At 52.8% G+C, this 26,067-nt stretch carries 25 protein-coding genes; 5 read left to right on the plus strand and 20 right to left on the minus strand.

From position 1 onward, the window contains the following. Window positions 1-188: 188 nt before the first annotated feature. From VMT71_09135 to VMT71_09160, 6 genes are all read right to left on the minus strand, one after another. Entirely contained in the window at window positions 189-842 is a 654-nt protein-coding gene (locus VMT71_09135) for a nitroreductase family protein (GenBank protein HVN24125.1), read from the minus strand. 72 nt (window positions 843-914) lie between these two features. Further along, window positions 915-2,291, minus strand: coding sequence for a TldD/PmbA family protein (locus tag VMT71_09140; GenBank protein HVN24126.1), 1,377 nt, complete (start codon window positions 2,289-2,291; stop codon window positions 915-917). Then, window positions 2,281-2,517 carry a DUF4911 domain-containing protein gene (locus VMT71_09145; protein ID HVN24127.1) on the minus strand — a complete coding sequence of 79 codons (237 nt, stop codon included), beginning with the start codon at window positions 2,515-2,517 and terminating at the stop codon, window positions 2,281-2,283. The genes VMT71_09140 and VMT71_09145 overlap by 11 nt, the downstream gene beginning before the upstream one ends. After that, window positions 2,507-3,295 (minus strand): 16S rRNA (adenine(1518)-N(6)/adenine(1519)-N(6))-dimethyltransferase RsmA, encoded by a 789-nt coding sequence (gene rsmA / locus VMT71_09150; protein HVN24128.1) that lies wholly within the window; start codon window positions 3,293-3,295, stop codon window positions 2,507-2,509. Before rsmA ends, VMT71_09145 begins: the two co-directional genes overlap by 11 nt. A gap of 1 nt (window position 3,296) precedes the next feature. Further along, window positions 3,297-4,289: a tRNA (adenosine(37)-N6)-threonylcarbamoyltransferase complex transferase subunit TsaD gene (gene tsaD, locus VMT71_09155; protein ID HVN24129.1), complete on the minus strand. Its 993-nt coding sequence runs from the start codon at window positions 4,287-4,289 to the stop codon at window positions 3,297-3,299. A gap of 170 nt (window positions 4,290-4,459) precedes the next feature. Further along, a complete protein-coding gene (locus VMT71_09160) occupies window positions 4,460-5,848 on the minus strand; it encodes a peptidylprolyl isomerase (protein HVN24130.1) in 1,389 nt (462 codons plus the stop codon). A gap of 99 nt (window positions 5,849-5,947) precedes the next feature. Between VMT71_09160 and VMT71_09165 the strand changes: the two genes are divergently transcribed. The 5 genes from VMT71_09165 (at window position 5,948) to rodA (ending at window position 11,298) form a co-directional block, all read left to right on the plus strand. After that, on the plus strand, window positions 5,948-6,988 hold the full coding sequence (locus tag VMT71_09165; protein ID HVN24131.1) for a rod shape-determining protein: 1,041 nt from the start codon (window positions 5,948-5,950) through the stop codon (window positions 6,986-6,988). A gap of 97 nt (window positions 6,989-7,085) precedes the next feature. Next, window positions 7,086-7,886, plus strand: a complete 801-nt coding sequence (gene mreC, locus VMT71_09170; protein HVN24132.1) for a rod shape-determining protein MreC — start codon at window positions 7,086-7,088, stop codon at window positions 7,884-7,886. After that, window positions 7,883-8,377, plus strand: a complete 495-nt coding sequence (mreD, locus tag VMT71_09175) for a rod shape-determining protein MreD (protein HVN24133.1) — start codon at window positions 7,883-7,885, stop codon at window positions 8,375-8,377. The genes mreC and mreD overlap by 4 nt, the downstream gene beginning before the upstream one ends. Window positions 8,378-8,380: 3 nt before the next feature. After that, window positions 8,381-10,177, plus strand: a complete 1,797-nt coding sequence (gene mrdA, locus VMT71_09180) for a penicillin-binding protein 2 (protein HVN24134.1) — start codon at window positions 8,381-8,383, stop codon at window positions 10,175-10,177. Between the two features lie 14 nt (window positions 10,178-10,191). Continuing rightward, window positions 10,192-11,298: a rod shape-determining protein RodA gene (gene rodA / locus VMT71_09185; protein HVN24135.1), complete on the plus strand. Its 1,107-nt coding sequence runs from the start codon at window positions 10,192-10,194 to the stop codon at window positions 11,296-11,298. Window positions 11,299-11,630: 332 nt separating this feature from the next. On the opposite strand, the gene VMT71_09190 is transcribed toward rodA, so the two are convergent. From VMT71_09190 to VMT71_09255, 14 genes are all read right to left on the minus strand, one after another. Further along, the gene (locus VMT71_09190; GenBank protein HVN24136.1) at window positions 11,631-13,454 is read right to left on the minus strand and encodes an HD domain-containing phosphohydrolase; all 1,824 of its coding nucleotides are present in this window, start codon (window positions 13,452-13,454) and stop codon (window positions 11,631-11,633) included. A gap of 173 nt (window positions 13,455-13,627) precedes the next feature. Further along, window positions 13,628-15,856 carry a ferrous iron transport protein B gene (gene feoB, locus VMT71_09195; protein HVN24137.1) on the minus strand — a complete coding sequence of 743 codons (2,229 nt, stop codon included), beginning with the start codon at window positions 15,854-15,856 and terminating at the stop codon, window positions 13,628-13,630. A gap of 286 nt (window positions 15,857-16,142) precedes the next feature. Beyond that, window positions 16,143-16,523, minus strand: coding sequence for a response regulator (locus VMT71_09200; GenBank protein ID HVN24138.1), 381 nt, complete (start codon window positions 16,521-16,523; stop codon window positions 16,143-16,145). Window positions 16,524-16,560: 37 nt separating this feature from the next. After that, window positions 16,561-17,019 (minus strand): rhodanese-like domain-containing protein, encoded by a 459-nt coding sequence (locus VMT71_09205; GenBank protein ID HVN24139.1) that lies wholly within the window; start codon window positions 17,017-17,019, stop codon window positions 16,561-16,563. Window positions 17,020-17,119: 100 nt separating this feature from the next. Then, window positions 17,120-17,695: a Fe-Mn family superoxide dismutase gene (locus VMT71_09210; protein HVN24140.1), complete on the minus strand. Its 576-nt coding sequence runs from the start codon at window positions 17,693-17,695 to the stop codon at window positions 17,120-17,122. 142 nt (window positions 17,696-17,837) lie between these two features. Next, window positions 17,838-18,353, minus strand: a complete 516-nt coding sequence (tpx, locus tag VMT71_09215; GenBank protein HVN24141.1) for a thiol peroxidase — start codon at window positions 18,351-18,353, stop codon at window positions 17,838-17,840. 185 nt (window positions 18,354-18,538) lie between these two features. Further along, window positions 18,539-19,753, minus strand: coding sequence for an MFS transporter (locus VMT71_09220; protein ID HVN24142.1), 1,215 nt, complete (start codon window positions 19,751-19,753; stop codon window positions 18,539-18,541). A 272-nt stretch (window positions 19,754-20,025) separates the two neighbouring features. Next, window positions 20,026-20,385, minus strand: a complete 360-nt coding sequence (locus tag VMT71_09225; protein HVN24143.1) for a cupin domain-containing protein — start codon at window positions 20,383-20,385, stop codon at window positions 20,026-20,028. 95 nt (window positions 20,386-20,480) lie between these two features. Further along, a complete protein-coding gene (nrfD, locus tag VMT71_09230; protein HVN24144.1) occupies window positions 20,481-21,686 on the minus strand; it encodes an NrfD/PsrC family molybdoenzyme membrane anchor subunit in 1,206 nt (401 codons plus the stop codon). Window positions 21,687-21,688: 2 nt separating this feature from the next. After that, entirely contained in the window at window positions 21,689-22,480 is a 792-nt protein-coding gene (locus VMT71_09235; GenBank protein HVN24145.1) for a 4Fe-4S dicluster domain-containing protein, read from the minus strand. Further along, a complete protein-coding gene (locus tag VMT71_09240) occupies window positions 22,481-23,221 on the minus strand; it encodes a hypothetical protein (GenBank protein ID HVN24146.1) in 741 nt (246 codons plus the stop codon). Window positions 23,222-23,320: 99 nt separating this feature from the next. Continuing rightward, the gene (gene nrfD / locus VMT71_09245) at window positions 23,321-24,559 is read right to left on the minus strand and encodes an NrfD/PsrC family molybdoenzyme membrane anchor subunit (protein HVN24147.1); all 1,239 of its coding nucleotides are present in this window, start codon (window positions 24,557-24,559) and stop codon (window positions 23,321-23,323) included. 8 nt (window positions 24,560-24,567) lie between these two features. Beyond that, window positions 24,568-25,470, minus strand: coding sequence for a 4Fe-4S dicluster domain-containing protein (locus VMT71_09250; protein HVN24148.1), 903 nt, complete (start codon window positions 25,468-25,470; stop codon window positions 24,568-24,570). Further along, the gene (locus VMT71_09255) at window positions 25,470-26,015 is read right to left on the minus strand and encodes a hypothetical protein (protein ID HVN24149.1); all 546 of its coding nucleotides are present in this window, start codon (window positions 26,013-26,015) and stop codon (window positions 25,470-25,472) included. Before VMT71_09255 ends, VMT71_09250 begins: the two co-directional genes overlap by 1 nt. Window positions 26,016-26,067 lie beyond the last annotated feature (52 nt).

Consider the following 26,067-nt stretch of genomic DNA (forward strand, 5'->3'; position numbering starts at 1 on the left):
ATCCAGTGCTATCAAAGTAAGCCAATGACGGCGCATCAGCTGTGGGCGTCTGAAGCGCGGGGGGGTCAGATCCGCAATTTCCGCTTATAATCGTGAGTGCGCCGCGGCTCGGGAGGATTCAACAGTTCAGGAAGTTTTCAGATGGCTGTGCAGAGTCCGATAGGTCAAGCCCTAATACTCGCAGTAACTCAGCGCCGGCTCTCACCAGCGTCCGCACCGTACGCCTCAAAATGCACGAACTCATTGAAGGGCTGCCGGAAGGCTCGGGGCAGAATAAGAGCGTCACGTCTCACATACCCGAGCGCGATAAGCATGACCACCAGTTTGTCATCAGGGATGCCAAAGGCTTTCTTCATCGGCGCCTCCTCAAACCCGTCTATCGCGTGAGTATCAAGACCGAAGCCTTTTGCCGCCAGCATGATGCTCATCGCAAAGAGCGCTGCATTCTTGGCGGCGAACACATTTCTTTCGCAGCTGCCCTCGCGGCCGTACCGCCTTCTCACCATAGCGGTGATCGTCTCTCTGCTGGCCTTTTTGATGTAGCCGAGCTGCTCCCAGCTATCAAGCATAGGATTGAGGTTCACCTCGACATCAGGGTCGGCAAGTATGATCAAGACTGCAGATGCCTCTTCAATTTTGGATTGATCGAGGGCGCAACGGCGGAGCAATCTCTTGTTTTCCGCATCCCGCACGACCACAACCTTCCAGGGCTGGAGATTGAACGATGACGGGGCAAGATTGGCAAGCTCGATAAGCTCCCTCAATGTTGCGTCAGGAATCGTCCGGCCCTGTTCAAAAAAGGTTACAGATCTTCTTTCCCTCACTGCATCGAGTACATCCATAACCGTGGTCACTCCTGATTCACGATGGTCGGCACGCAAGCATACTGCGGAATGCCCGTTACGTGCCGTGCCCTACTGCTGTCGTCCACCCACAACTATCTCAGGGATACGCAGGGTTGGCTGTGCGTCAGCCACAGGCACACCCTGGCCGTCCTTGCCGCACGTGCCAATGCCAAATCCCAGGTCGGTACCTATCATATCAATATCCCGCAGCACCTTCGGACCATTGCCCATCATTGTAGCGTTCCTGATCATGGGGCCGATCTGCCCCTTTTCAATGAGATACCCCTCCTGTATCTCAAAGACGAAATCGCCGCGCACCGTATCCACCTGCCCTCCCCCCATCTTCCTCACCAGCACTCCATCGTCCACAGATGCTATAATCGCCTCAGGATCAGAGGTACCAGGCAGGATCATCGTATTGCTCATCCTCGGTATAGGCTTGAACCTGAATGATTCGCGCCTTCCATTGGCTGTCGGCTTCATGCCGTATTTCAGGGCATGGAACCGGTCGAAGAGATAATTCTTGAGAACACCATTCTCCACGAGAAGGGTCCGCTCTGATGCGATCCCCTCGTCGTCATACGCATACGTACCCCGCATGTGCGGAATTGTTTTGTCATCAACGATACTGATAAGAGGGCTTGCCATCTGAGCACCCAGCATGCCCTTATAGCACGAAAGGCCTTCCATGGCCAGATCAGCCTCCAGCCCATGGCCTATGGCCTCGTGAATCATGGTACCGCCCGCTTCAGAGGCCAGAACCACCGTCTTCGCGCCCATAGGCGCCTCGATAGCGTCAAGCAGACCGGCGAGCCTCCTCACGGTTCCCGACACGAACATCTCCAGGCGCTCGTCGCTGAAGAATTCGAATCCGTAAAAGCCCCCTATTACCTCGTAGGCAGTCTGCATCTGGTTGTTCGCCTCGCCTATTACGAGAAGCGTCATAATCATCTGAGTTCTCTCGTCGAGAACGGGCGCACCCTCGCTTGATGTGATCTTTACCTCCTGCCTCGTGTCCCGGTACATTACCCTGACCTGCTTGATCCGCTTCTCCAGTTTCCTGGACAAAGCTTCTATCCTGCGCGCAATCGCAACTTTCTTTTCAATCTCCACGTCCCAGGGATTCACTTGAATAGAAAAGGGATACTGGCCCTGCACGGGGACCCCTTCTCTGATCTCTCCTGCAGCCTTCTCCCCCGCCATGCGGCCGAGGTCCCGGGCAAGATCGAGCAGGTGCTCTTCATCCCGAGACGTGGTGGATGCAAGAAACATCTTCCACGGCGTGATCACCCGCAGACCAACACCCTGATCCAGGCCCTTTTCCAGCTTCTCAATTTTCTCCGATTCCACCTGGATGTGCGTGTATGTCCTTTTCTCCGCGAAGATATCCGCGTAGACTGCACCCCCCTTGAGCATTGCCCCGAGTACCTGCGCCTCACTGCGCATCGCCCACCTCCTGGATGAGGATATCATAGTGTGCCATATCTTCTATGATCGCCCTGAGGGTTTCTTCAGCAGAAGACGGATAGATTATCTCCGCTTCTCCTTTGCTGCCGTCAAGCACGCTCATCAATGCCACCTCTTCGTATGACTCCAATACCGCCTTGAAGAACCCCAATGCATCTCTCCGCATGCGTATCCTCTTTGTTTTCTCCATGGCTTCAAGTAACATAACCACGCACTCTTAAAAACGCATACATCCGCTCGTAACTTTTTGGTTCTATCTCCTCTGCGCGCACGGAAGGCCGGAAACCCATAAACGAATAGAGGGCACCTGTTCCTTCCTTGCCGCACAAGAGTTCCAGCGAATGCTTCAAATACTTTCTCTTGTACCGGAAGCAGGCTTTGATAAAATCAACCAGGCCGTCATCAGCTCTCATCCTGCCCTGATCGAATATGATCGCAACGAACGCACTCTCCACTTCGGGAGGCGGGATGAAGAGAGACGGTTTCAGTTTGAGCAGAAATTTCACTGAAGCATGCAACTGGAATACCACGGAAAGCGCGCCATAGGTCCGCGAGCAAGGCGCGCTTGCAAGTCGCTCCCCCACCTCCTTCTGCATGGTCAGATGGGCACTTTCGATTACGTCCATTTCCGAGAGCAGCTTGAAGAGGATATCTCCGGTAATGTTGTAAGGTATGTTCCCCATCACCTTGACTCTGCCTTGTTTGGCGAACGAAGAGATAGACAGATCGAGAATATTTCCAAAGGTTACGCTCACGTTTGGAAAAAGTTCCCGCAGGCGTTCCAGTGGTTCCCTGAATTGTCTGTCCAACTCAACAGCATGAACAAAACGAGCCCGCGGGATGATAGACCGGGTCAGGTCACCCTGCCCCGCGCCAATCTCCACAACAGTGTCCCCGGGTCCTATGTCCGCCAGTTTTACGAGCTTATCGAGTAGATTCCTATCTTTCAGGAGGTGTTGCGAAAGGTTCTTTTTTAGCCTCACGCTAGCCCCTCGCCATGCGTGAAAAGCCTTTTACCGTTTCGGGCGAGTAGAGATTCCTTTCCGCGTAAAAATCTCCGGTGATAGCCACCATGGCCGCATTGTCAGTACAAAGGTCGCGGGAAGGAAAGAGCACGCGGTACTTCTCGCGCGCTGCCCGTTCTTCGAACAGAGCCCTCAAGCGCCCATTGGCTGCCACACCTCCGCCGACCACTAGTGTGGTGACGTCATAATCCTTCAAAACTTTCATCGTTTTTCGACAGAGCACATCGCAGATGGCCTCCTGGAAGGAGGCAACGATATCAGCCCGGCTGCTCTCTGTAATGCCATGTCTTTTGACAAAATTGACAAATGCGGTCTTCAGGCCGCTGAAGGAAAAATCATAGTTTTTTTCGTCGAGCATTGGTCGCGGAAAAGAAATCGCATCAGGACGACCACCAGCTGCAATCTCTTCCAGGACGCGGCCGCCGGGATAGCCCAGCCCGAGGTACTTTGCAATCTTGTCAAAGGCCTCGCCTGCTGCATCATCCCGAGTGCTCCCGATAAGACGATAGCGACACGGTTCCTCGAAAAGGAGAAGGACCGTGTGGCCTCCGGACACAATAAGTGCAACAAAGGGAAACACCGGAGCCTGCTCGAGAAAGATAGACATTGCGTGCGCTTCAACGTGATTGACAGCTACCATCGGCTTTGACGCCGACAGGCAGAGACCTTTCGCAAACATGAGACCTGCAAGCAACGACCCGATCAGACCCGGACCGTTAGTAACAGCCACGCACCCTATATCTGCGAGCGATACACGCGCTTCGGCAAGCGCTTTCTCGTATATACGGTCTATAAGCTCTATGTGCTTTCGCGATGCGAGTTCGGGTACAATTCCCCCGAACAGACTATGCAACTGAACCTGGCTGGAAACCACGTTTGAAAGAACTGTGCCGTCTTTGAGGAGGGCTATCGACGTGTCGTCGCAGGAAGTGTCTATACCGAGAACGATCATAGGAAGACCGTTGGGAGAAAAGACGTTACGAGTTCCGGGTTACGTTTTCTAGGAATCAAGCAGCACTACCCAGGCAACGGGCCCTTGTGAGAAGCGTTGGCAGCATCAAGGTCTTTCCTGAAACCCGTAGCTCGCAACTCGGAACCCGGAACATTTTTTTGAGTGTAGCGCTAGAACGCGTCCCACTCGATCTTGACTTTCACCTGCTTCTTCATGTCTTCGCGGAAGGAGGTGAGAAAATCTGCCCGCTTCTTTACTATGTAGGACTGCCGGTAAGCGTCTTTCTCTTTCTCCCACTGAGCCTCGTCAGGCTGCTTTTCCCCTGCAAAAGAGAAATCGTAGTAGCGACCGCCGAACTCCACCGGCTTGTCGTAGACTCTTTTCTCGGGAGAAAGCAAAAGAAGCCCGGAGTCATCCCTTGGTATCGGTCCGAGCCCAGGTATTTCAAGGCTCTGACGCGACAAGAGCGGCGTCTCTTTCGAGAACTTTGTCGACTTATCTTTGATGGCCTCTTCAGCCCTGGCTTTTGCGAGTGTCTTCGCCCGCTCAGCTACTATTCTTGCCTTAATGATCTTCAACGCGTCTTCCTTACTGAGCGGCTTTCCGTCTGCTTTTTCCACGACCTGAAAAATGTAAGACTTCGTCCCTTCTCTTACGGGAAGCGAAATGTCGCCCTGGTTCATTCCTTTGAACCAGGTGTCAACCTTCAGACGGGATAATCTGGCCATCAGATCGCTTTCTTTCATGATTCCCAGATCGACCAGTTCCAGACCCTTCGATTTCGCATACGCTGTCAAATCTTTCGACTTCAGAAGATCCATGTACGCCTGATCGTCCTTTACCGGGCTCTTCTCGTCGACAACCATGTACGCGAGGTGGTAGGTATTCTCAGTCTTGTATATCCCCTTTTCCTTCTCGTAGGCGTCCTCCACCTCCTTGTCCTGCACGCGCACCTGCTCTCTGTAATCTGCCGGATCAAAAACAGCATACCCCAGCCGCACCTGCCCCCGTTCCTTCATATAACTGTCACGCACGTCGCGATCGCTGAACAGCACACCGTTGTCCTGGAGAATGGCCATCATCTTGGCAACGAGGAGCGACTGCTTTTCGCTTTCTTCGAACGCCTTTGGATCGATACCGCTTCGTTTCAGGATCTCCATATAGACCTGTTTGTTGAATTTGCCGTCCCTCTTGAACGTATCCATGCTTGCGATATGCTCTGTCAATTCTCTGTCTGAAACCCGGAGTCCCAACTCGTCCGCCTTTACAAGCATCAGGTACTTGTCCACCAGTTGATTCATGACACTTTCTTTAAGCTTCAACTGAGCCATCATTTTCTCATCCAGCTGCTCTCTATAGATCATCCTGTAAAAATTGAGAAGCTTCTGGCGGTTCTGTTCATACTCAGCAGCCGATACCTTATATGGACCAACCTCCGCGAGTGTCTTCTCTCCCCCCCTGAACGACCCCACACCCCAAAGAATAAAGACCACAATGATCAGACTGAACATGATCTTTATCGCCCAGCCAGTTGCGTGTTTCCTCATGAATCGTAGCATTGGTGCTCCAGTCTGTTGATTTTAACCCTTTAACATAGTATATTAGGGCGGTTTTTTCAACAGAGTCTATACTTACATAAGGTTACAAAGGGGTAGGGAATGTTCAATTCGTTCTTTGGATGGCTTTCAAAAGACCTGGCTATAGATCTGGGCACGGCAAATACCCTTGTCTATCTCAAGGGTAAGGGAATCGTTACCAACGAGCCCTCGGTGGTTGCAGTCCATCGGGATCCCCGGGGCGTGAAAAGAGTGATCGCCGTCGGCGAGGAAGCAAAAAGGATGCTCGGGAAAACCCCGGGGAGCATCGTGGCTATACGGCCGCTCAAAGATGGCGTTATAGCCGATTTCGAAATCACCGAGGCAATGCTCAAGTATTTTATCCAGAAGATCCACAACAAGAAATCATATGCGCGGCCGAGGATCGTGATCTCCATTCCGTCGGGTATCACGCCGGTGGAGAAGAGGGCAGTGAAGGAGTCGGCAGAATCCGCAGGTGCGCGGGAAGTCTATCTCGTCGAAGAACCGATGGCAGCCGCGATCGGTGTTGGGCTCCCTATTACTGAACCGAGTGGCAACATGGTCGTCGACATAGGTGGCGGCACCACCGAAGTGGCAGTGATAAGCCTCGCAGGCATCGTCTATTGTAATTCCGTGCGCATAGCCGGAGACAAGATTGATGAGGCGATCATCCAGTACATCAAACGGAAGTACAACCTTCTGATTGGAGAACGTACCGGGGAAATGATCAAGATTGAAATAGGCTCTGCCTATCCGTTTCCCAACGAACACGAGATGAGCATGGAAATAAAGGGACGCGACCTTGTGGGAGGTATACCAAAGACCCTGGAAGTCTCCTCTAAGGACATCCGCGAGGCCATCGCAGAACCGGTGAACGCCATTGTGGACTCGGTGCGCATTGCCCTGGAGCGGACGCCGCCCGAACTGGCGGCTGATATTGTAGACAAGGGCATCGTCCTCTCGGGCGGCGGTGCGCAGCTTCGGAATCTGGACCTGCTCATCAAGGAAGTAACAAGGCTGCCTGTGATTGTTGCAGAAAATCCTACCACTGCAGTGGTAGAAGGTGCCGGACGGGTTCTTGACGAAGTGACTCTCCTCAAAGAAATAGCGGCAAAATTTTAGTGGAAAATCCGCCTAGCGAGCACGGCGAGCGAGAAGGGGAGGCTCCGGCGGCTCTGCCGATGGAGGGGGCGACGCGAGCCCCATTAATAGAGGAGCATTGAAGGGTACTCTGGTCGTTATCACAGCGGTGATTATCCTCGCTGTATCATTTCTGCTTTTCACCGATATTGGACCTGTTGCCAAAAGGTACTCCAAGGTAAAAGTGTATGCTGCCAATCTGGTCGGGCCTGCGCTTAGAGGGCTGAGCGCTCCCTTTCGCTTCACTCATGACGTCTTCGACAGCTATGCAAACCTTGTGCATGTCAAAAAAAGAAATAGTGAACTTCAAAAAAGAGTGGAGACGCTACAGCTCCAGAACCAAAAACTTGCCGAACTGGAAAAAGAGAATGAGCGCCTCCGCAAGTTGCTGCACTTCATGGATCAGCGTCCTGGCACGCTCATCGCCTCGCGTGTCATTGGCGAAGACCTGACGAACTGGTTCAAATCCGTCGTTATCGATAAAGGCCGTGGAAATGGCATCAGCGAGAAGATGCCCGTGGTTACGCCCGAAGGAGTGGTAGGACAGGCCGTAGAGGTCAACCAATGGCACACGAAGGTTATGCTTCTGATCGATACAAACTCGGCTATAGACGTGTATGCCACTGGCAAACAGGCGCGGGGCATTCTCACAGGCACCGGCAGAACGACGCTGAAAATGAAGTATGTGCTCAAGAACGATGATCTCGAGGCGGGTGACAGGCTGATTACATCGGGCAAGGATGGCGTGTACCCGAGAGGATTGCCCGTAGGCGTAGTCATCAGCGTCAACAAGAATGTCGTGGGTCTCTTCGCCGAAGTGGAGGTTATGCCCTTCAACAACTTCAGAAAGCTGGATGAAGTCCTGGTGGTGCGCCGATGATAAGAAGGGCTTTCGCGCTCGCCCTGGCACTCTCGTTGATGGTTCTTCAATCGGCCCTGTTCTCTTTTCTTCCGATCGAATCCTCCAAACCCGATATCGCAGTTCCTTACATCATCTACGCGACTTTCTTCCTGAGTCCGTTCGAAGGACTTATCACTGCTTTCATAGTTGGATTCGCCGAAGAAATGCTTTCCGTGGGACCTCACGGTGCCCTGATCTTCACCAAGGTGTTCCTCTTCCTCTCCTGCATCTTCTTGCGGAGCAGGCTCTACATCGAATCTCAGTATCTCTTTGCCGCTATATCCTCATGCTTTGTATTGCTAGAATCAGCCCTTTTCATAGCACTCGCATTTTTGGGAAAAGGCGAGGCAGGGGCTGTCATGACGGTGCTTAAGTTCTCTCTTCCCAATGCCGTGTTTACAGCAGTTCTTGCACTCTTCCTCTTTCCCGTCTTTGAGCGGCTGAAGCTGAGGCCCTATGGCGTGGGGTGACACATGGAACCGGTGAACGACGGTAAATATAAGTGGTGCCGGCGAGTCGTTCTTCTCGCTCTCATCGTCCTCTGCATGAGGCTGTTCGATCTGCAGATCCTGAAAGGCGATGAGATGAGGAAACTCTCGGAACAGAACAGAGTGCGCATCAAGAAGATTCTAGCACCGAGAGGCATGATTTATGATCGCAAGGGTAAGGTGGTCGCTGACACGCGGCCATCTTTCAACCTCTACCTCATCCGAGAAGACATACGAGACTTCAACCAGACGGTCGATGGAGTAGCAAAGCTCCTTCAGCTCGACAGGGAGGATATCATCACCAGACTTAAGGAGGCCAGGGATTATCCTTCTTCATTCCCGGTCAAAATCGAATCCGATTTGGACAAAGACCGGGTGGCAAAAGTGGAAGCCAACAAGATCTATCTTCCGGGGGTGACCATACAGATAGAACCCAAGAGGAACTACCCGTACGGGATGATGTTGGCTCACGTGCTCGGATATGTGTCGGAAATCAGCAGCGAGGAACTGGCCGCCAAAGACAATAAAGGATATGCGCCAGGCGATTACGTTGGCAAATTCGGTCTGGAGAAGGGATACGAATCGTACCTGAGGGGCATTGACGGAGAACAGCGGGTAGAGGTAGATGCGACAGGCCGCGAAGTGCGCGTGCTCGACACGGTGGAACCCATCGCCGGCAACAGTCTTCACCTCAATATCGATATGGATCTACAGGTCGCGGTTGAGCGTGCGTTCGAAGGAAAGAAGGGCGGTTGCATTGTTACAAATCCACGGGACGGAGGTGTTCTTACGCTGGTGAGCCGGCCGGCCTTTGATCCTAACCAACTCTCCTCAGGCGCCACCAAAGACTACTGGGCCAAGATCGCTACCGACAAGACGCACCCGCTACAGAACAGGGTGACGCAGGGCAGGTTTCCTCCGGGCTCAACCTTCAAGCCTGTGCTGGCTCTGAAAGGATTGGAAAAGGGCATCATCAATGAGAATACCTCGTTTTCTTGCCGGGGCGGCTTCTTTTACGGAAACAGGGTATTCAGGTGCTGGCGCAAAGAAGGACACGGTTCGATTGCAGTTCACAGGGGGTTGGTGGAATCGTGCGATGTCTTTTTCTACAATCTGGGTTTGAAGCTGGGTGTAGACAACATACACGATATGGCTGAAACTATCGGCCTGACCAAGGTCACGGGGATCGATCTTCCAGGAGAGAAGGCTGGTGTGGTGCCGTCAACCGCGTGGAAACTGAAGACGTACGGCGAAAAGTGGTACGAGGGTGAGACGGTTTCCGTTTCGATAGGACAGGGAGCTGTGTGGCTTACTCCAATGCAGCTTCAACAGCTTTCGTCGTTTATAGCGAATGAAGGCGTAACCTTCAAGCCCAGGATCGTAAACAAGATAGTAGCTCCCCAGGGAAAAGTACTCAAGGTATTCGAGCCGGTAATGCTGACCAACGCGAAGGTGAATAAACAGGCTATGGCGATCGTCAAAGAGGGCATGAAGGGCGTGGTGAACGAACCGAGAGGCACTGCCTACGCTTCCCGACTGTCCAATATAAGCATAAGCGGGAAGACGGGCACAGCCCAGTCCGCTTCCATGGGGAGCGGCAAGGGCGATCATGCATGGTTTGTTGCTTTTGCACCGAGTGACGATCCCGTGCTTTCAATGGCTATTCTTGTGGAGTTTGGAGGGCACGGCGCCTCTATGTCCGCACCCATCGCAAAGATCGTGACAGAAAGCTACTTTAAAGAGCAGAAAGAGATCAAGTCGGCGCAACTGCAGCCCAATTGATCACGGATCAGTGAATGTACATCGACAAGAGACGACTCTACCACCTCGACTGGTATCTTATTTGTAACGGTTTTGCCCTCATCGCGGTGGGCCTTTTCAACCTGATCAGTGCGGCACGCTCAATGGACAGCGGACCATACAACCTCCTGGTAAAGCAGGTTTTCGCCATGGGTATCGGGCTGGTCGCCGTGGCTGTGATCGTCTCGTACGACTACAGGGTAATAGCAAGCTATGCCAAATACTTCTACGGTATCACTCTTTTTCTTATCCTTGTCGTGCTAATTCTCGGAACCATAGCGGGGGGAGCCAAGAGATGGCTCAACATAGCCGGCGTTGCGTTTCAGCCCTCGGAGTTGATGAAGCCGGTCATGATTCTCCTGCTCGCAACAGTGTTACACCATCAGAAGAAGGAAGAGGAACCTCTTGGCTTGAGAGACATTGTGCTCCCTCTTGTTCTCATTCTTATCCCGTGCGTGCTCATACTCAAGCAGCCTGATCTGGGAACAGCTGTCGTCATACTGCTTTCGTGCTTCTCTGTTCTCTGGTTCGTCGGTTTAAGAAAGTCAACGTATGCCCTTCTTCTTGCGGTTACAGCTGCTGCCTTGCCGGTTTTCTGGAAATACCTGATGAAACCCTATCAGAAAATGCGTGTCCTGAGCCTTCTCAATCCAGATCTGGATCCATCCGGGTTCGGTTACCATTCCATTCAGGCAAAGATCGCAGTCGGTTCCGGAGGTTTTCTGGGAAAGGGCTACCTCAACGGCACCCAGCACAAACTCCACTTCATTCCGGAACATCACACTGACTTCATATTCACGGTCTTTGGAGAGGAATGGGGTTTTATCGGTTCGGTCGTGCTCTTTCTTTTGTTCGTCTCTTTTATCATGCGCTGTCTTAAGGTCGCGCAAAGCGCGTCTGATCAGGTGGGCGCTACCATAGCTTTTGGCATCACATCCATCGTCTTTATACAGTTCACCATCAACATTCTTATGGCCATAAATCTGGCGCCGGTCGTTGGTATCCCGCTGCCCTTCATCAGTTACGGCGGCTCATCCCTCATTTCAAGCCTGATCGGGGCGGGGTTGGTGCTCAACGTCAACATGCGCCGCTACATGTTCTAACACCAAGTTGTCTTCAAACCTATAGCTTCGTTGCCGGCGCCGCGTCTCACTGCGACGTACTCTAGCCGCCTCCGTTCGTCACGGCTTGAGCGCCTCGCTCTGTGCTTGAATACAACTTGGTGTAGGATGCGCCTTCGCGCCTTCAAGCCCCTACCTTCGGGCGACCGGGGGACATCGTTTTGGAAGCGCCCGGGTACCACGCAAGAGCATCTGGTTCCTCGACGTACCCCAAGGTACGCCTTCGTAGCCCAGAGTTCGGCGCACCTCGGTATGCATCTTGAATCCAAATCGGCATGGACAGGTTTAGATCGCTGAAGGCTGATTGCTGATCGCTAACTAGAGCTGACCGATACTTGGCCGACAGTGGCTTCCGAATCTTCGGATTGCTTCGAGGAAATCAACTGAACAAACGATTGGACGAGCCGGGGATCAAACTGGGTGCCTGCGCATTGCTGTAATTCACGAAGCGCTTCATCCCTGCCCATCGCGAGCCGGTAGGGCCGGTCGTGAGTCATTACGTCATACGCATCAACAATAGCCAGTATCCGGGAGATGAGAGGTATCTGCTCGCCGTTGAGCCTCTTCGGGTAACCGGTCCCATCCCACCACTCGTGATGGGCGAGCAATGCCTCCCCGATGTGGGCCAACTCCGGTGTCGACTCCACGATGCGGTAGCCGATTTCCAGGTGGCTTTGCATCGCCTCCCACTCTTCAGGCAGCAGCCTGCCCGGCTTACCCAGTATCTGATCCGATATAGCGAGCTTCCCGATATCATGCAGCATGGCGAGCAGGGAAAGTTCATCAAGCTTGTCGTCGGGCAAGCCTATCGCCCGACCCACTTCAAGCGACATGTTTTTCAGCCGCACAGCGTGCTCGCCCATCTCTAAGCTTTTCTCCTGCACTGTTTTTTGCAGTGAGTAAATAATTGCGCTGCGTGTGCTCTTGCGCTCCATCAGCTTGTTCCTGTACATCCGGTCTTCCGCAATCTTCAAAAGCTCACCGAGGTTCTGATCCGCCCTTTCCTTTGTGACGATTCCCAGAGCGATGGAAGGTTGTATGGGGGTCCCACCGGACTCGCTGCAGAGAGCCCGCACGCGCTTGGCGAATTCAATCGCGAGAGTCTCTGTCGTTCTTGGCAGAAGAACCACAAATTCGTCTCCTCCCCAGCGGGCTACCATGTCCTCCTTGCGACACGCACCCTTCAGGGCTTCCGCAATCTTGCGGAGCAATCTGTCCCCTTCAACATGGCCAAATACATCATTGACAAGTTTCAGGCCATTAACATCTCCCATCACCAAGGCGAGGGGGAGTTCTCGCGGCGTGTCGACGCGTCGGAGCTCTTCCTCGAAATAATCACGGCTGTACAAATCCGTGAGTTTGTCGTGAAAACTGAGATACTTGATCCGTTCTTCGGCTGCCCTGCGCTCGGAAATATCCCGGAGAACAAAGACCATGCCTGTAGTGTCTCCTTTGTAATTCTTTATCGGCGCAGCGTTGTAATCAACAGGTATCTCTCTGCCTTCTTTATTAATGAGGATATCCTCTCGCACGGCACGTTGGGAGATAAACCGGTCAGCATCCACTCCGTCGTTCTGTATAATATTACACATATCCGCCGCTTTCCTGCCTATGACATCTTTGGCGTTCCAGCCAGTCAGCCCCTGGGCTGCTGCATTCATGAATGTCACGCGGGATCGGCCATCCACGGTTATGACAGCGTCACCTATGCTTGTCAACGTTGCACTCAGCCACTCTTCCCGTTCCCGGGCCATCTTCTCTTTCTGATGCTTATATAAGGCCATTTCAATCGATACCTGGAGTTCCCTCTCATTGAAGGGCTTCAGGATATACCCGAAGGGCTGGGTCGCCTTTGCCCGCTGCAAGGTACGTTCGTCTGCGTGGGCAGTCAGAAAAATAACAGGTATGTCCAAACTGTTCCTGATGATCTCGCTGGCTTCGATACCATCCATTTGGCCCGCGAGTATGATGTCCATGAGGACGAGGTCGGGAACAAGATTTCGGGCGTGATCGATAGCCTCCTGACCGCTGGGTACAGGCCCGACGATTTCGTAGCCCATGTCGGTGAGCCTGTCCCGAAGTTCAAGGGCGATCACCCCTTCGTCCTCAACGATCAGTATTCTTGTCTTAGATTCCATCAGCGTCTCATTAAATGTTCAGCATGTTCTGGAAGGTGTACGGGTCCCTCCGATAAATTGATTACTAATTTTCGGAAATCTCCAGAAATAGTTTAGCTGCAAAGACGGTGCCAGCAGAAAGCACGGATTGAGGAACAAAAAAGGATCAATGTCTCTCTCGGGCCGCCTCATGGTTATCCGTACCCCGCATAAAGGGCAGCGCGAAATGCCACGAGACCAACGAGAAATGATACCAGCAGCATGAATAGCAGCGAACCCAGAAACCATTTCCAGTTCCCCATTTCCTGTTTCATCACGGTCACTGTTGCCGCACAGGGTATAAAAAGCATAAGAACTACCACGAAGCTGAAAGCTGACGCTTGGCTCATGACCTTGGGGAGCACTCCCTGCAGGCCTTCCCGCCCCACCCCGTATAATACCCCGAGCGTAGCTATGGAATTCTCTTTCGCGAGCAGACTTGACACTAGGGCGACCATCTCCTGCCACGAAAGTCCCAGCGGCCGCCCAATCGGCGCTATCACCTTGCCTATGTAACCGAGAACACTTGTTTCTATCGATCCACCCGGCATGTTTGACAGGATCCAGATAACAACAGACACCAGAAGGATGACCGTGCCTGCCTTTTTCACAAAAGCGACCATTCGGTTCCAGATAACCAGAAGGATAGTACGGGCGTCCGGTTTGTGATAGAGGGGCAGCTCCATGATGAAGGGTGTCGGCTCGCCCTTGAGCAACAATCTACTGATCGCCATTCCTGAGATCCCCAGAACCAGGATATTGACAGCGATAACCAGCCATGCTACGAGATAGGCATTTCTCCCAAAAACGGCCCCGGAAACAAAGATCAGGACGCCCAACCTCGCGGTACAGGGCACAAAGGGCGTCAAAAAAATTGTCAGCATTCTGGCTTTGCGGGACTCGACGATCCTCGCCCCCATGATGGATGGCACATTGCAGCCAAACCCCAGGCACATGGGCAGAAAACTCTTGCCGTGAAGCCCGACGATGTGCATGAACCGGTCCATGACGAAGGCCGCCCTCGCCATATAGCCCACATCTTCAAGAAAGGAGAGGCAGGCAAAGAATATCAGGAGGATGGGGAGAAAGGTGAAGACCGAACCGGCACCCCCGATCACTCCGTTTATCAGCATGCCCTTTACCCACTCCGGCGTACCCGAGAGGAGAGGTTCAAGGAGTGCGGCAAGAGAGACCATCGACTTTTGCAGCTGGTCTTGCACGGGGAAACCTACCTTGTAGGTCAAAAGAAAGACCAGGGCGAGGATCGCGAGAAGAATCGGGATGCCGAACAGCGGGCGCGTCAGGATGTGATCGATACGGTCGGTCACCAGTACCTGACCTCTCCTGAATCGGGAAACGGCTGCGCGGGTCACGTCTTCAATCCAGTCGTAGCGGCCGCCAACCACTGCCCGGAGAGCATCCTCATGCTTGATGAGTAAGCCTTGAATCTCGTTCCACAATGCTTCAGGAACCATCTGCTTAAGCAACTCGCCGACCTCGGGGTCGCCTTCCATGAGCTTCGTTGCAACCCAACGAGCTGTGTAGAGCGGAGGAATATAGTCCTTCACCAGATCGAGCAACTTTGAAAAAATCAGCGCGTGGTCCGCGGACACGGCCGGCATGTGCGGATGATATTCCAGCTTGCCCTCGGACAGGGCTACCACCATCGACCTGAGTTCCTTGACGCCTTTGTTCTTGGTGGCTACAAGCGGGATCACCGGTATGCCGAGGGCCTGCCCCAGGGCTTCGACATCTATATGCACCCCCTGGCCCTCAGCCACGTCCATCATGTTCACTGCAAGAATAACCGGCGGATCAAGAAGGAGGAGTTCGGCCAGCACGTAGAGGCTTCTCTCCAGGGCTGCGCCATTCACCACAAGCACAACTACATCGGGGTGTTCCTGTATGACATACTCTCGGGCCACCCGCTCCTCTTCTGAGAATGCGGTGAGGCTATATGTGCCGGGCAAGTCCACGATGTGCATCTCCACGTCCCCCGCGACGTGCACACCTTCCTTTTTCTCCACGGTCTTCCCCGGCCAGTTGCCGACATGCTGCGACAGCCCTGTCAAAATATTGAATACTGTGGACTTGCCCACATTCGGCTGGCCGGCAAGCCCGACCAGAAGTTTTCTGATTCCAGGGGCTGTCTCCGTCCTCCTGACACTTATCGTCGAGGCCTCGCCCCGTCCGAGCGCCACCCTGGTCTCCGAGGCAAGGAGAATGACAGAGCCCCCTTTGTTACGCAGTACTTTGACCCTTATTCCGGGGAGAAGGCCCATGCTTGCGAGCCTGGAGGCCAGACGCTCGCCGCCGGAGACAGACTCGACCACACCCTCCTCACCTTCTCTCATTGTGACGATGGGGACGATTTCGTAATCCAACTATTCGGTTACCTTTCAGGAAGGCTTAGAGATGCCAAATCAGTATATAACCGCATTCGTCTGAAATGTCAACGTCACAAGGGACGCCGCACGAGGAAGGACCTGATGTAAGGGGAATCGGGAAAGCGACCGTTTACGGGCGGCAAGATGGAAGAAAGTCACCCGTTGAATCTAACGGCGATCTGTCCAGCGTAGTGGTCGAAGCCCAAGCATGTAACCAAGCTGCACACTTCAGCTTGCGGCGCGCAACCCGTAACGCGACCCATAAGCAATGGGTCGCGCATTCTTACCCGGCAAGAACTTTACGTATCATCCCGCTGAGCGCTTCCATGGTGGATGGCTTTACAATGAAACGTCCGATGTGGGCGGCTGACAGCTTCTCTGCAGAAGGCCTATCCTTATACCCTGCGTAAAGAAGGACCGGGAAGCCTGGCCGGATACGACTGAAACGCTGGGCAAGTTCCAGACCCGTCAATTCAGGCATCACGTAATCAAGTATAGCAAGATCAAACATCTCCGGTTCTTCTGAAAACCGCCTCAAAGCGTTCAGGCTCTGCGTCTCTCCTCTTACCTGGTGCCCAAGGCGCTCGAGCATGGAACTGGTCGCGTTAACAATATCCTCTTCGTCATCCACCACAAGAATGTACAGCCGATGCTTAAAAACCATGATAACACCCTTCCCTAAGCCGCACTGTGAACAACTATCAACGCTTTTGTCCGCTTACCGGGTAACCTGCCGCGAGCCACGCCTTAATACCGCCCTCCAGGGGATAAACTTCCCTGAATCCCAACTGCCTCATCATCTCAAAAGTATCTTCAGTTCTGTTCCCCGATCTGCAATAAATGAGGTACGTTTTGGTTCTATCGAGCTTGCCAAGTTCTACCTGGAAACCTGGACCGTAGTAGTCGATGTTGACGGCCTCTTCAATGTAACCGCTCCGGAATTCATCGGGTGTGCGTACGTCAAGTATGACAAAATTGGGATTACCTTTGTTTCGCTCAATGAGCTCCCGCGCCTCCTTTGGCGCGACGGGTCTCAGGCTGGCGGAGCGGGTAGTGTCGGAGGCCGCGTAAATCTCCCGAACATGGCAATACCAGCCGCTGGCTACAAAAAGAACCAAGCACAGCAGGATGAATGGTTTCACCGCACGTTGCATTGTCATCGTCTATTCCACCGGTGAGCGCTATACCTGAAACGCCTACCTCTTTCGTTTCCCGAAGAGCCTGCCCCCTCGCCGAGGAAATGGGTCAAAAGAACCCGGCTTACTTAAGCCGCGCTTCAACCGCTACCCAGTTTATGTTCTTGAAAAAAGCCTCTATGTAATCGGCTCTCTTGAGTCCATAATCCAGCATGAATGCATGCTCGAATACATCACAGATCAGGAGAGGGTTGCAGCCTGCCGGATGGCCCACGTCATGCTCGTTGATCCAGAAGGTAATAAGATTCCCGTTTGTCACATCCTGGTAAAGCACCGCCCAGCCGATGCCTCTCATGCTCGCAACCGCCTTGAACTCTTTTTCGAACGCCTCGTAGCTGCCGCAGTCCTGAGCAATCTTCTTACCCAGCTTTCCATCCTTGTTAATCGGCTCCTTGCCGCCGAGATTCTCAAAATAGTACTCGTGCAGCCGCATGCCATCGAATTCCCAACCCAGTCTCCGCCTTAATTCTGCGGCTTCCGGTGTGCCCAGCTTGTCCGCCTTCCCCATCCCGTCCAGCGTCTCAATAAGTTTATTGCTGTTGGTAACGTAACCTTGATAGAGAGTGAAATGATTCTTCAGGAGCGTCTCACTGAAACCTTGCATGCCTATCAACTTGCTATAGTCCTTAGCCGTGTACATGTGTCTTCCTCCCTTCTCTTGTGTGCTGCCTGATGCTCTCTGCAGGCCACATGATGTGGCCATCAGGCCAATGCCGGCTACCTCTATGAATTGCCTCCTGTTGAGCACGGGGTCGCTCCAGAGCCTTTCGGATCAAGAGTTTTCAGCCCACCAATTTGGCCGCCTCTTGGAGCGCCCTGTCATAATCCGGATGATGGGTCACTTCAGGCACAATCTGTTGGTACGTGATCGTATCAGACTTATCGATAACAAAGATCGAACGTGCCAGCAATCTCAATCCTTTGATAAGCACTCCGTAAGACGTGCCGAACGCAGCCTCCCTGTGGTCAGAGAGCGCCTTGACCCTGTCGACACCGGCATCGGCACAATATCTCGCTATGGCAAACGGGAGATCCATACTGACGTTCATGATAACCACGTTGTCTGATAATTTCTGCGCTTCGTCATTGAACCTGCGGGCCTGCAAATCGCACACAGGAGTATCAAGCGATGGTGTGACGCTCAAAATCTTCACTTTTCCTTTGAAATCGGAAAGGGAAACTTCTTTCAACTCTTTGTCGATCAGCGTGAAACCAGGAGCCTTGTCCCCGACCCTGGTTGCATTGCCGAGCAGGGTCAGCGGATTTCCTGCGAATGTTACTATCCCCGTACGTTCCATATGCATCCCCCTCTTTTGTGTGCCGTTTTGTTAAGAACCAATCCTAGATGTAATTCAATCTGATCACTGGAAGCCTAAATGTCAAGGAGTTGCGAAGTTGCGGCCAGCAGCCGCCGGCCTTTGGCTATCGACAAAGATCTTCTTTGACCTGGCGATGGCCGGCAGATGATGATCGAAGCTGCTCGCTAGGCGAAGCGTTTGCGCAGAATCAGCGAACCCAGGGCGCCGGCAACAGAGACTGCTGCAGAAAGCAAGAAGGCGTAAGTGAATGTGCCCGTCGCGTCCTTAATCCATCCGCCGAGAGCAGGGCCGAGAGCCTGCCCGACACCAAAGAAGAGCGTGATGAACCCGAGCCCTGCAGGAGCAAGTCTTCCTCCCACCGCGTCGCCTGATGCTGCTGCCATGATAGTAGGAATAGACCACGCAGTTATACCGAAGATCACACCGGATACATAGAATCCGACGCTATTCTGCCAGAATGCAAATATGACGTAGGAAGTTGCGAGCGTAAGGTATGCCAGGAGGGAACCGTACCTCCGGCCAAGAAGATCAGAGACGCCTCCCCATATCACACCGCAGAAAATACTGAAAAGACCGAGCACCGCAAACATCCTGCCGGCATCAGCCGGTCTCAGACCGCATTCCTTGCATATATACGCCACAAAGAACGTGAGGTAGATGATATACGAGAATCCATACATGAAGTAGACACAGCCCAATTTCCATATCTCCGGTTCTCTCACAACATCTTTCCATGCAGAAAAGAGCGTCACCTTAGGCCCCTGCGTCCTGTCCTCATCTCCCCCGTACAGAGTGAGCCCTTTTTCCGCTGGGGTGTTCCTCAGGAAAAGATAGCAGACGAACGATAGTATGAACACTGTGATGCCCATGAAATACCACGCGTATCTCCAACCGACAGTTCCAAAACGGGCGATGACTCCCGGCAGAATCAGCCCTGAAAGAAAAAGCCCCACCCCGATTCCTCCCGAGACAATCCCTGTGCCCAAGCCCCTCTTGCGTGCCACGAACCATGCAGCGGGAAGGGCCATGATGGGCACGTAAGCACTGCCGTTCCCCAGACCCGTGATCAATCTCATGAAAAAGGCAGCAACAAAGGAATTAGAGGATCCCGTCAGAACAAGGCTGATGCCTATGACCAGAAGGGAGATAAAAACGACTCTCCTGACGCCGAAGCGCGCAGCAAGAAAGCCTCCTACAATAGAGAGGCAGAGATAGCCTATGAAATTACCGGTGCCGATAAGCCCCACCTGCGTATAGGTGAGGGACAAACCCTCCCGCATGGATGGCAGGATCACTGAATAAGACATCCTGCCGAAGCCGTGAGCGAGGATCGTGACAAGCGTACCCGTGAAAGCGATTATCCAGGCGTAATGGACCATGCTGCACCCCCCTTGATCCGATTGTAGAGGAGGCGCATAAGCGTGTCAAGAAATTATGGATGAACAACGACTTCGTCAAAAGCCCATCTGCTTCGTTGCCTGCGTCGCGCGTTACTCCGACGTACTTGCAGGGTAGCGGATAACTAAGGTCGCTTCGCCTGGTAGTGTCTGCAATACATTGAGCGAAAAGGTTAATTGGACCAGCCGGAAGAACTTTCGTGGAACGAACAGTGTTCCGGCTCATGCGTTCTTCTCGGCCTTATAGTAGCTCCTCACGATTTGGCGTAGTTGACCATGCCCGAGATATCGATCACGACGACGGGCTCATTTCCGACTACCCAGCCGTCATGCCCCGGAGGAAGAAGCGATACATCGCCGGGACCGAATTCAGCTTCGGTGCCGTCATCCATTACCACATGGAGACGTCCGGATACGTGATACTGCAAGTGAGGAGCTTCGCAACTCTTCGTCTTAGCTATTGGCTTCACGCAGGTCGACCATTTCCATCCCGGCTCAAGCGTTGCGCGGCCAAAGGTAACGCCCCCGATAGTGACGAGTTCCACCCTCCCCTTATCAAACGTACGGGTCTCGTCGGGATTCGAGAGATTCTTCTTTTGCATTTTTTCGCTCATAAATACCCCCGCATTCTTGATTAGTGATTGGAACAGCTTGTTATAAGATGAGGTTGCCGCAGCATGCTGTCAAGACACGAACAGACGAGAGGTGCTCAGCCTTGAACCGGGGGCGTCTCTTCCTTTTCCCACGGGGGAAGCCATCTGATGAGAACATAAAGAATGACAAATGGAAGCACGAGAAAAGCTAGCGAAACAAGCAAACCTTCGATCCCGCCCACTGACATCTTGTATGCGGTGAGGCCCCTGAAGCTCTTGGAGAAAAGTTGTCCTCCAATGACGACATTCCACCTTGTGCTGAAAATCCCGAACTGGACGAGGAGACCGACGATAAAGTAGCTCAGCCTTCTGATTTCCGCTGGCCACTTGAACATTTTAATGAGGGCTATCGCTACGAGCGGGATAATCATGCCCAGAATAAGCTGGATAACGATCAGGCTGGTAAAAAGCCTTTCGGATATCAATTGCGCGAGAATATGGATCGACTCTTCCGACTGGTAAATACGGTGCACGAAATCGAGAAATTCCAGGGAGAAATCAACGATCATCATGTAAAAAAGAAAGCTGGCCAGCTTGTCAATACAGGCCATATCCGGTTCCTGTCGCTTCAACAGAACAACGACCATGTAGATCAAAAGGACCAGCGCAATTCCCGACACTATCGCAGAGAAGAGAAAGACGATGGGCATGAGCACGCTCGACCACCATGGGTTTGCTTTGACCGAACCGAAGATGAAACCTACATACCCGTGAAGCAGGAACGCAGAAGGAATACCGACAACCGTGATTGCGTAAACAGCTTTCTTGTCAAACGCAAATGCCTCATGAGACCGATCCTTGGTAAAGAGCGAGAGCAGTCTGTACACAAAACGTTTGTATCCTTTTTCCTGATCGGCCAGTTCCAGGAAGTCCTTCCGATAGTCAAACCAGATCTCCATGAGCAGAACTGCCATCAGGTACCATATGTAGACGAACCCAAACATCGCCATGGCTGAAGTCGGGCTCGGCGTCATGAACATCTCGTATCCTCTTTCAGGGTGGGTGAGGTGAACCACGAGAGGCAGAGGGGCCACGAGCAGAAACGACAGGGCTGTCAGGAGCGCAAGACGATACGTGGGCTGCACTTCCTTTACTTTGAACACCTTCACCAGCGAAGCGAGGATAAAGGCTCCGGCCACAAGTCCTGTGATATACGGGTACACCACGATCAGAAGATTCCATCCCAATTCAATTTCGTTGGGATAAATAAACCCGACTACCAGTTTCAATGTTTCATAGAGACGCGCAATTTCGTGATCCAAAATTAACGAACCTCCAGGTCAATATCCGCGTAATAGACTTTCGGCTCCGTGTTGAGGCCCGGCTTCAGAACAAATGTCTTGTTGAAACGCATGAACTGGATAATAGGACTCGCTTTGCTCTTGAGGTCACCAAAGACCCTCGCCTGCGTCGGGCAAACTTCAACGCATGCAGGTAACAGCCCCTTAACGACTCGATGGTAACAGAAGGTGCATTTGTCCGCAACACGTCTCGTCGGATGAATGTAACGCATGCCGTAGGGACAGGCCTGGATACAGTAACGACAGCCGATGCACCATTTCGAATCGACTAACACCACACCGTCCTCTGTTCTGTACGTTGCTCCGACGGGGCATACCTGGACGCACGGGGGTTTCTCACACTGATTACAGATTTTCGGGACGAAGAACGTCTTGAAAATTCGTTTATCCGATACAGGAGCTCTGAAACCATCCTTACCGCCGTTGGGACTATCAACGGTAGTCTGACCATCCTCCGTTTCTATGTAGCGTTCCACCCACGTTCTGAAGTAGAACGGATAGTCAGGCACATTGTTTTCTTTTTTGCACGCGTCAACACAACGGCCGCAGCCGATACATCGATCGACTTTAATCCCCATCGCGTAGAGATGTTCTGCAGGCTTGTACTTGATGCCATACCAGTCACTCAGGCTTTTCCTTTCCGTTGCCGCAACAAGGGCACCGGGCACAGAGAGGGACGCAACCCCCACGAGGATCATCCTGCAGAAATCTCTTTTGCCTTTGTCCGGGCTGTCTCCCGGCCCTTCTTTTTCCATCTATCGTGCTCCAGGCATGTGCGGATAGTGACATTCCCAGCAAAGATACTTGCCGCCATGGGTCGCCATGTCGACCCTTGGTATTTCTTTTCCGGCCGTGGAATCTTGAGCATGACACTTGCCGCAGGCGTCCCTCGTTTGAGGTTTCTTTGCCATATTGGCCCGAGGGGAAAGCTTGTGGTTCACCGGGACCTCGTGGCACGTCGTGCACGCGAGACTCCCGTGGCGTGAAATCGAGATGGTACGCTGTATCGTGGCATGACAGGCTTCGCACCCTTTGGGCGGATGGGGCGGCTTTGGATCATGCGGCTGGTGACAGGCTGTACAAAGCTTCAACGGGTTATGCGACTCCGATACAACCTGCGGAAAACCCGTCGGCCGAGACGGCTGATATTCATGACAAAGCAGACAGTTGGCCCTTGTGCGAGGAATCTGCGGTTTCTGTTTTTCCTGGTCCTGGGTGTGGATGTAGGCGGCGCCGTGGCATGTTTCGCAGGCCAGACCCCGGTGAAAGCCTTCTTTTTTCGTCGCAGAGATTTCGCTGTGACAATCCGCACAGGCTTCGCTTCCGGCATACTTAACCGGGATCTCAGCATTCTCTATGACGGAATTAGCCCTGTAGTGCCCCCACAGGCCGTACGTGGAAGGGATGAGCAGATGCCTGACGCCAAAATAGAGCACGATCAGTACGACCACAGGAACGATGAGGTGACGTATCTGCTCAGGTGTGCGTTTCCACATAAAACCAATCCGACAAGTGCCCGTAAAGTAATATAACTGACGCTCGCCTGTCAATAGGCATACTTACTCCCACCAGAATAACTTCACCAGGAAAGCCCCCTATCTGGGCTCGATTTTCGTAAGGTCCTTTGCGTACTTTGAGTGTACAAAGTCGCCGCGTACAATTGGAATCGCCACCTTCATGAACAGGGTGAAGACCAGCAGTCCGCAGGCCCATACCCCAAGGGAGATCGCCAACTCGGAAAAATTGGGGAAGTACTCATAAATTTCGCCGAGAGGATCGGGAATAAATCCCGGAGCCACAAAGCCCGGTCCCTTTTCGATCCAGACACCCACGATAATCATGAAGGCACCCAGATTAAGAGTGGGGAGTCTCTTTCTTGTGCTTGGCACAAGAAAGAGAATAAACGCAGTTATGTTGAATGCCAGGGAAAGCCACATCCAGGGAACGAGTGCCCGGTGACCATGCAATCCTTCATAGAGGTAACGGAGCGGCGCCAGGTGAATGGTGTTGGAGTAATACTCCTTGAACACCTCCGCGCCCAAGAGGAAGATATTCAGAAACATGGCATAGGCGATCAACTCGGCGATCTTGAACAAAGCCTCATCCGAGAATTTTATCTGGGAGACTTTCCTGATCACCTGAAAAATAATGATCACCATCGCAGGACCTGAGCAGAAGGCACTCGCCAGGAACCTCGGCGCCAGAATAGAGGCGTTCCAGAAAGGGCGGGCCGCAAGCCCGTTGTACAAAAAGGCCGTGACCGTGTGTATGCCCACTGCCCACGGGATGGAGAGCAGGATCAGCGGCACCACAAAGGAACGGACCGGCTCTTTCTCATAGTACGAGTTGACGAGAATGTATACAGGGACAATCACATTCAAAGCCAGGTAGCCATTGAGGACTATTACGTCCCATGCAAGCAACGAGTTCGGGAAGGCGAGCTTGCCGATGCCGGGCATGAGGTGCCAGAACCTGTCAGGCCTCCCGAGATCGACCGTAACAAAGAGCAGCGCCATCACAATCGACGAAGCCGCGAAGAGCTCTCCGAGAACCACAATCTCTTTGATAGGGTCAAAGTGGTAGACGTAGGCCGGGATGACGAGAAGCACGGCCGCGGCCGCCACGCCCACAAGATACGTAAAATTTGCTATGTAGAGACCCCAGGAGACCTGGTCTCTCATGCTCGTGAGGATGAGACCTGTTTCCATCTGCTTTACATAGAACCAAAGACCGACTGCGATCACAAAAAGCAGGAGGGCGCACCAGAGGTAATAAACCGGTCTTCCTTTAGCTACAAGAACCAGCGTCCGTTTGAAAAATTTCCACGCTTCCATATCAACCGTCACAGTCCGAAAAAGTAATAGAACTTTGGCTCCGTATTCAAATCCTCTTTCAGCCTGAAGACCCTCTTGTGATCGAGCAGATAGCGGATCTCGCTGTCCGGATCAAGCAGATTGCCGAATTTACGCGTGCCCGTGGGACAGGCCTCCACGCAGGCAGGATATCTTCCATTGCGAACTCTCTGGACACAGAAGGTGCATTTATCGACGACATTCTTATAGCGCGGCCTATTGCCCAGGTAGTGAACTGCTGTGTTGAGCTCCTCTGTGGGAATGTTCGGCTCAGCCCAATTAAAGACCCTGCCCTTGTAAGGACATGCCGCTATGCAGTACCTGCACCCGATGCACCAGTTATAATCGACCACAACAAGTCCGTCAGGCTCTTTCCAGGTCGCACGCACCGGACAGACTTTCACGCACGGGGGATTCTCGCAGTGCTGACATTGCACCGGCATATAGACGTAACCCGGCTCAGGCACCTGCGACGGGTTGTAGTAGTGTTCCGCATTCTCAAGATTGATAAGGCTGCCTTCGGGAAGCCGTATGACCCTGATCCACTGCAGCTGCGGATTGTACCTTGAGTTGTTGTTCTCTTTTACACACCCGTAGACACAACGTCTGCACCCTATACATCTCGACAGGTCAAGGCCATAGGCCCACAGAGTGCCTGGCTTTGCCCCTTTCGTGCTTATCGTGAACTGCTTGCCATACTTCTTAAGGTACTTCTCTTCGAGACGTGCGATCGTCCGCTTCTTATCCTCTTCGGTCATCTCAAGGTAGTGCGTCTGGAGGAACTCCTCGAGATCCGCCTTCTTACAGGAGATGCCTGACAGGCCAAGACCCGAAAGCGTGGCAACAGACGCCAGTTTGATGAAATCTCTCCGTGAGTAACGTTTACCTGCCATTACTGTTTTCCCGTTTGTCCTGCCTGTCCCGTCTTTGCTGTTGGATCGTATCTGTAGAGCGGTTTGAACGGCGGCGGCTCAGGCTTTATGGGCTTGAACTTGGGATCGTGGGGATTGTGGCAATTCACGCAGAGAAAGTACGTTCTCTGGCCACCGTCGAAATAGCCGACTCTCTTCCCATGAACTCCAACTTTCCAGTCCCTGTATGTTGGGCCATGACACTGGCCGCAAAGTTCATAGCTGTGGCTGAAGTCAATCTGGTCGCCGTTGACCAATCTCAGCATATCGCGGTTGGCCGCGTCGTGGCAGTCAAGGCACCAGCGGGATATGGATCCATGCTTCAGCTTGATATTCGTGTGTTCCTCTTTCAGCTCCCGCCTCTTGGTATTTACTTCCATGCCCGCGTGACAATTTGAACAGGGGAAGATACCCTCGCTGAAGGGCGGGCGCGGCACAGGAAAATCCTCCTGCTTGGCCTTTCCTTGCTCGTACCAGCAGAAAGCGAAGAGACCAATAAGGACCATAACGAATGCAATTCTACGCATAGTATCTCTTGGAATACAGACGTGGTTTTTATTATAAGCAGCATATATTCAA

The organism is Syntrophorhabdales bacterium (assembly GCA_035541455.1).
Classification (GTDB): Bacteria; Desulfobacterota; Syntrophorhabdia; order Syntrophorhabdales; family WCHB1-27; genus JADGQN01.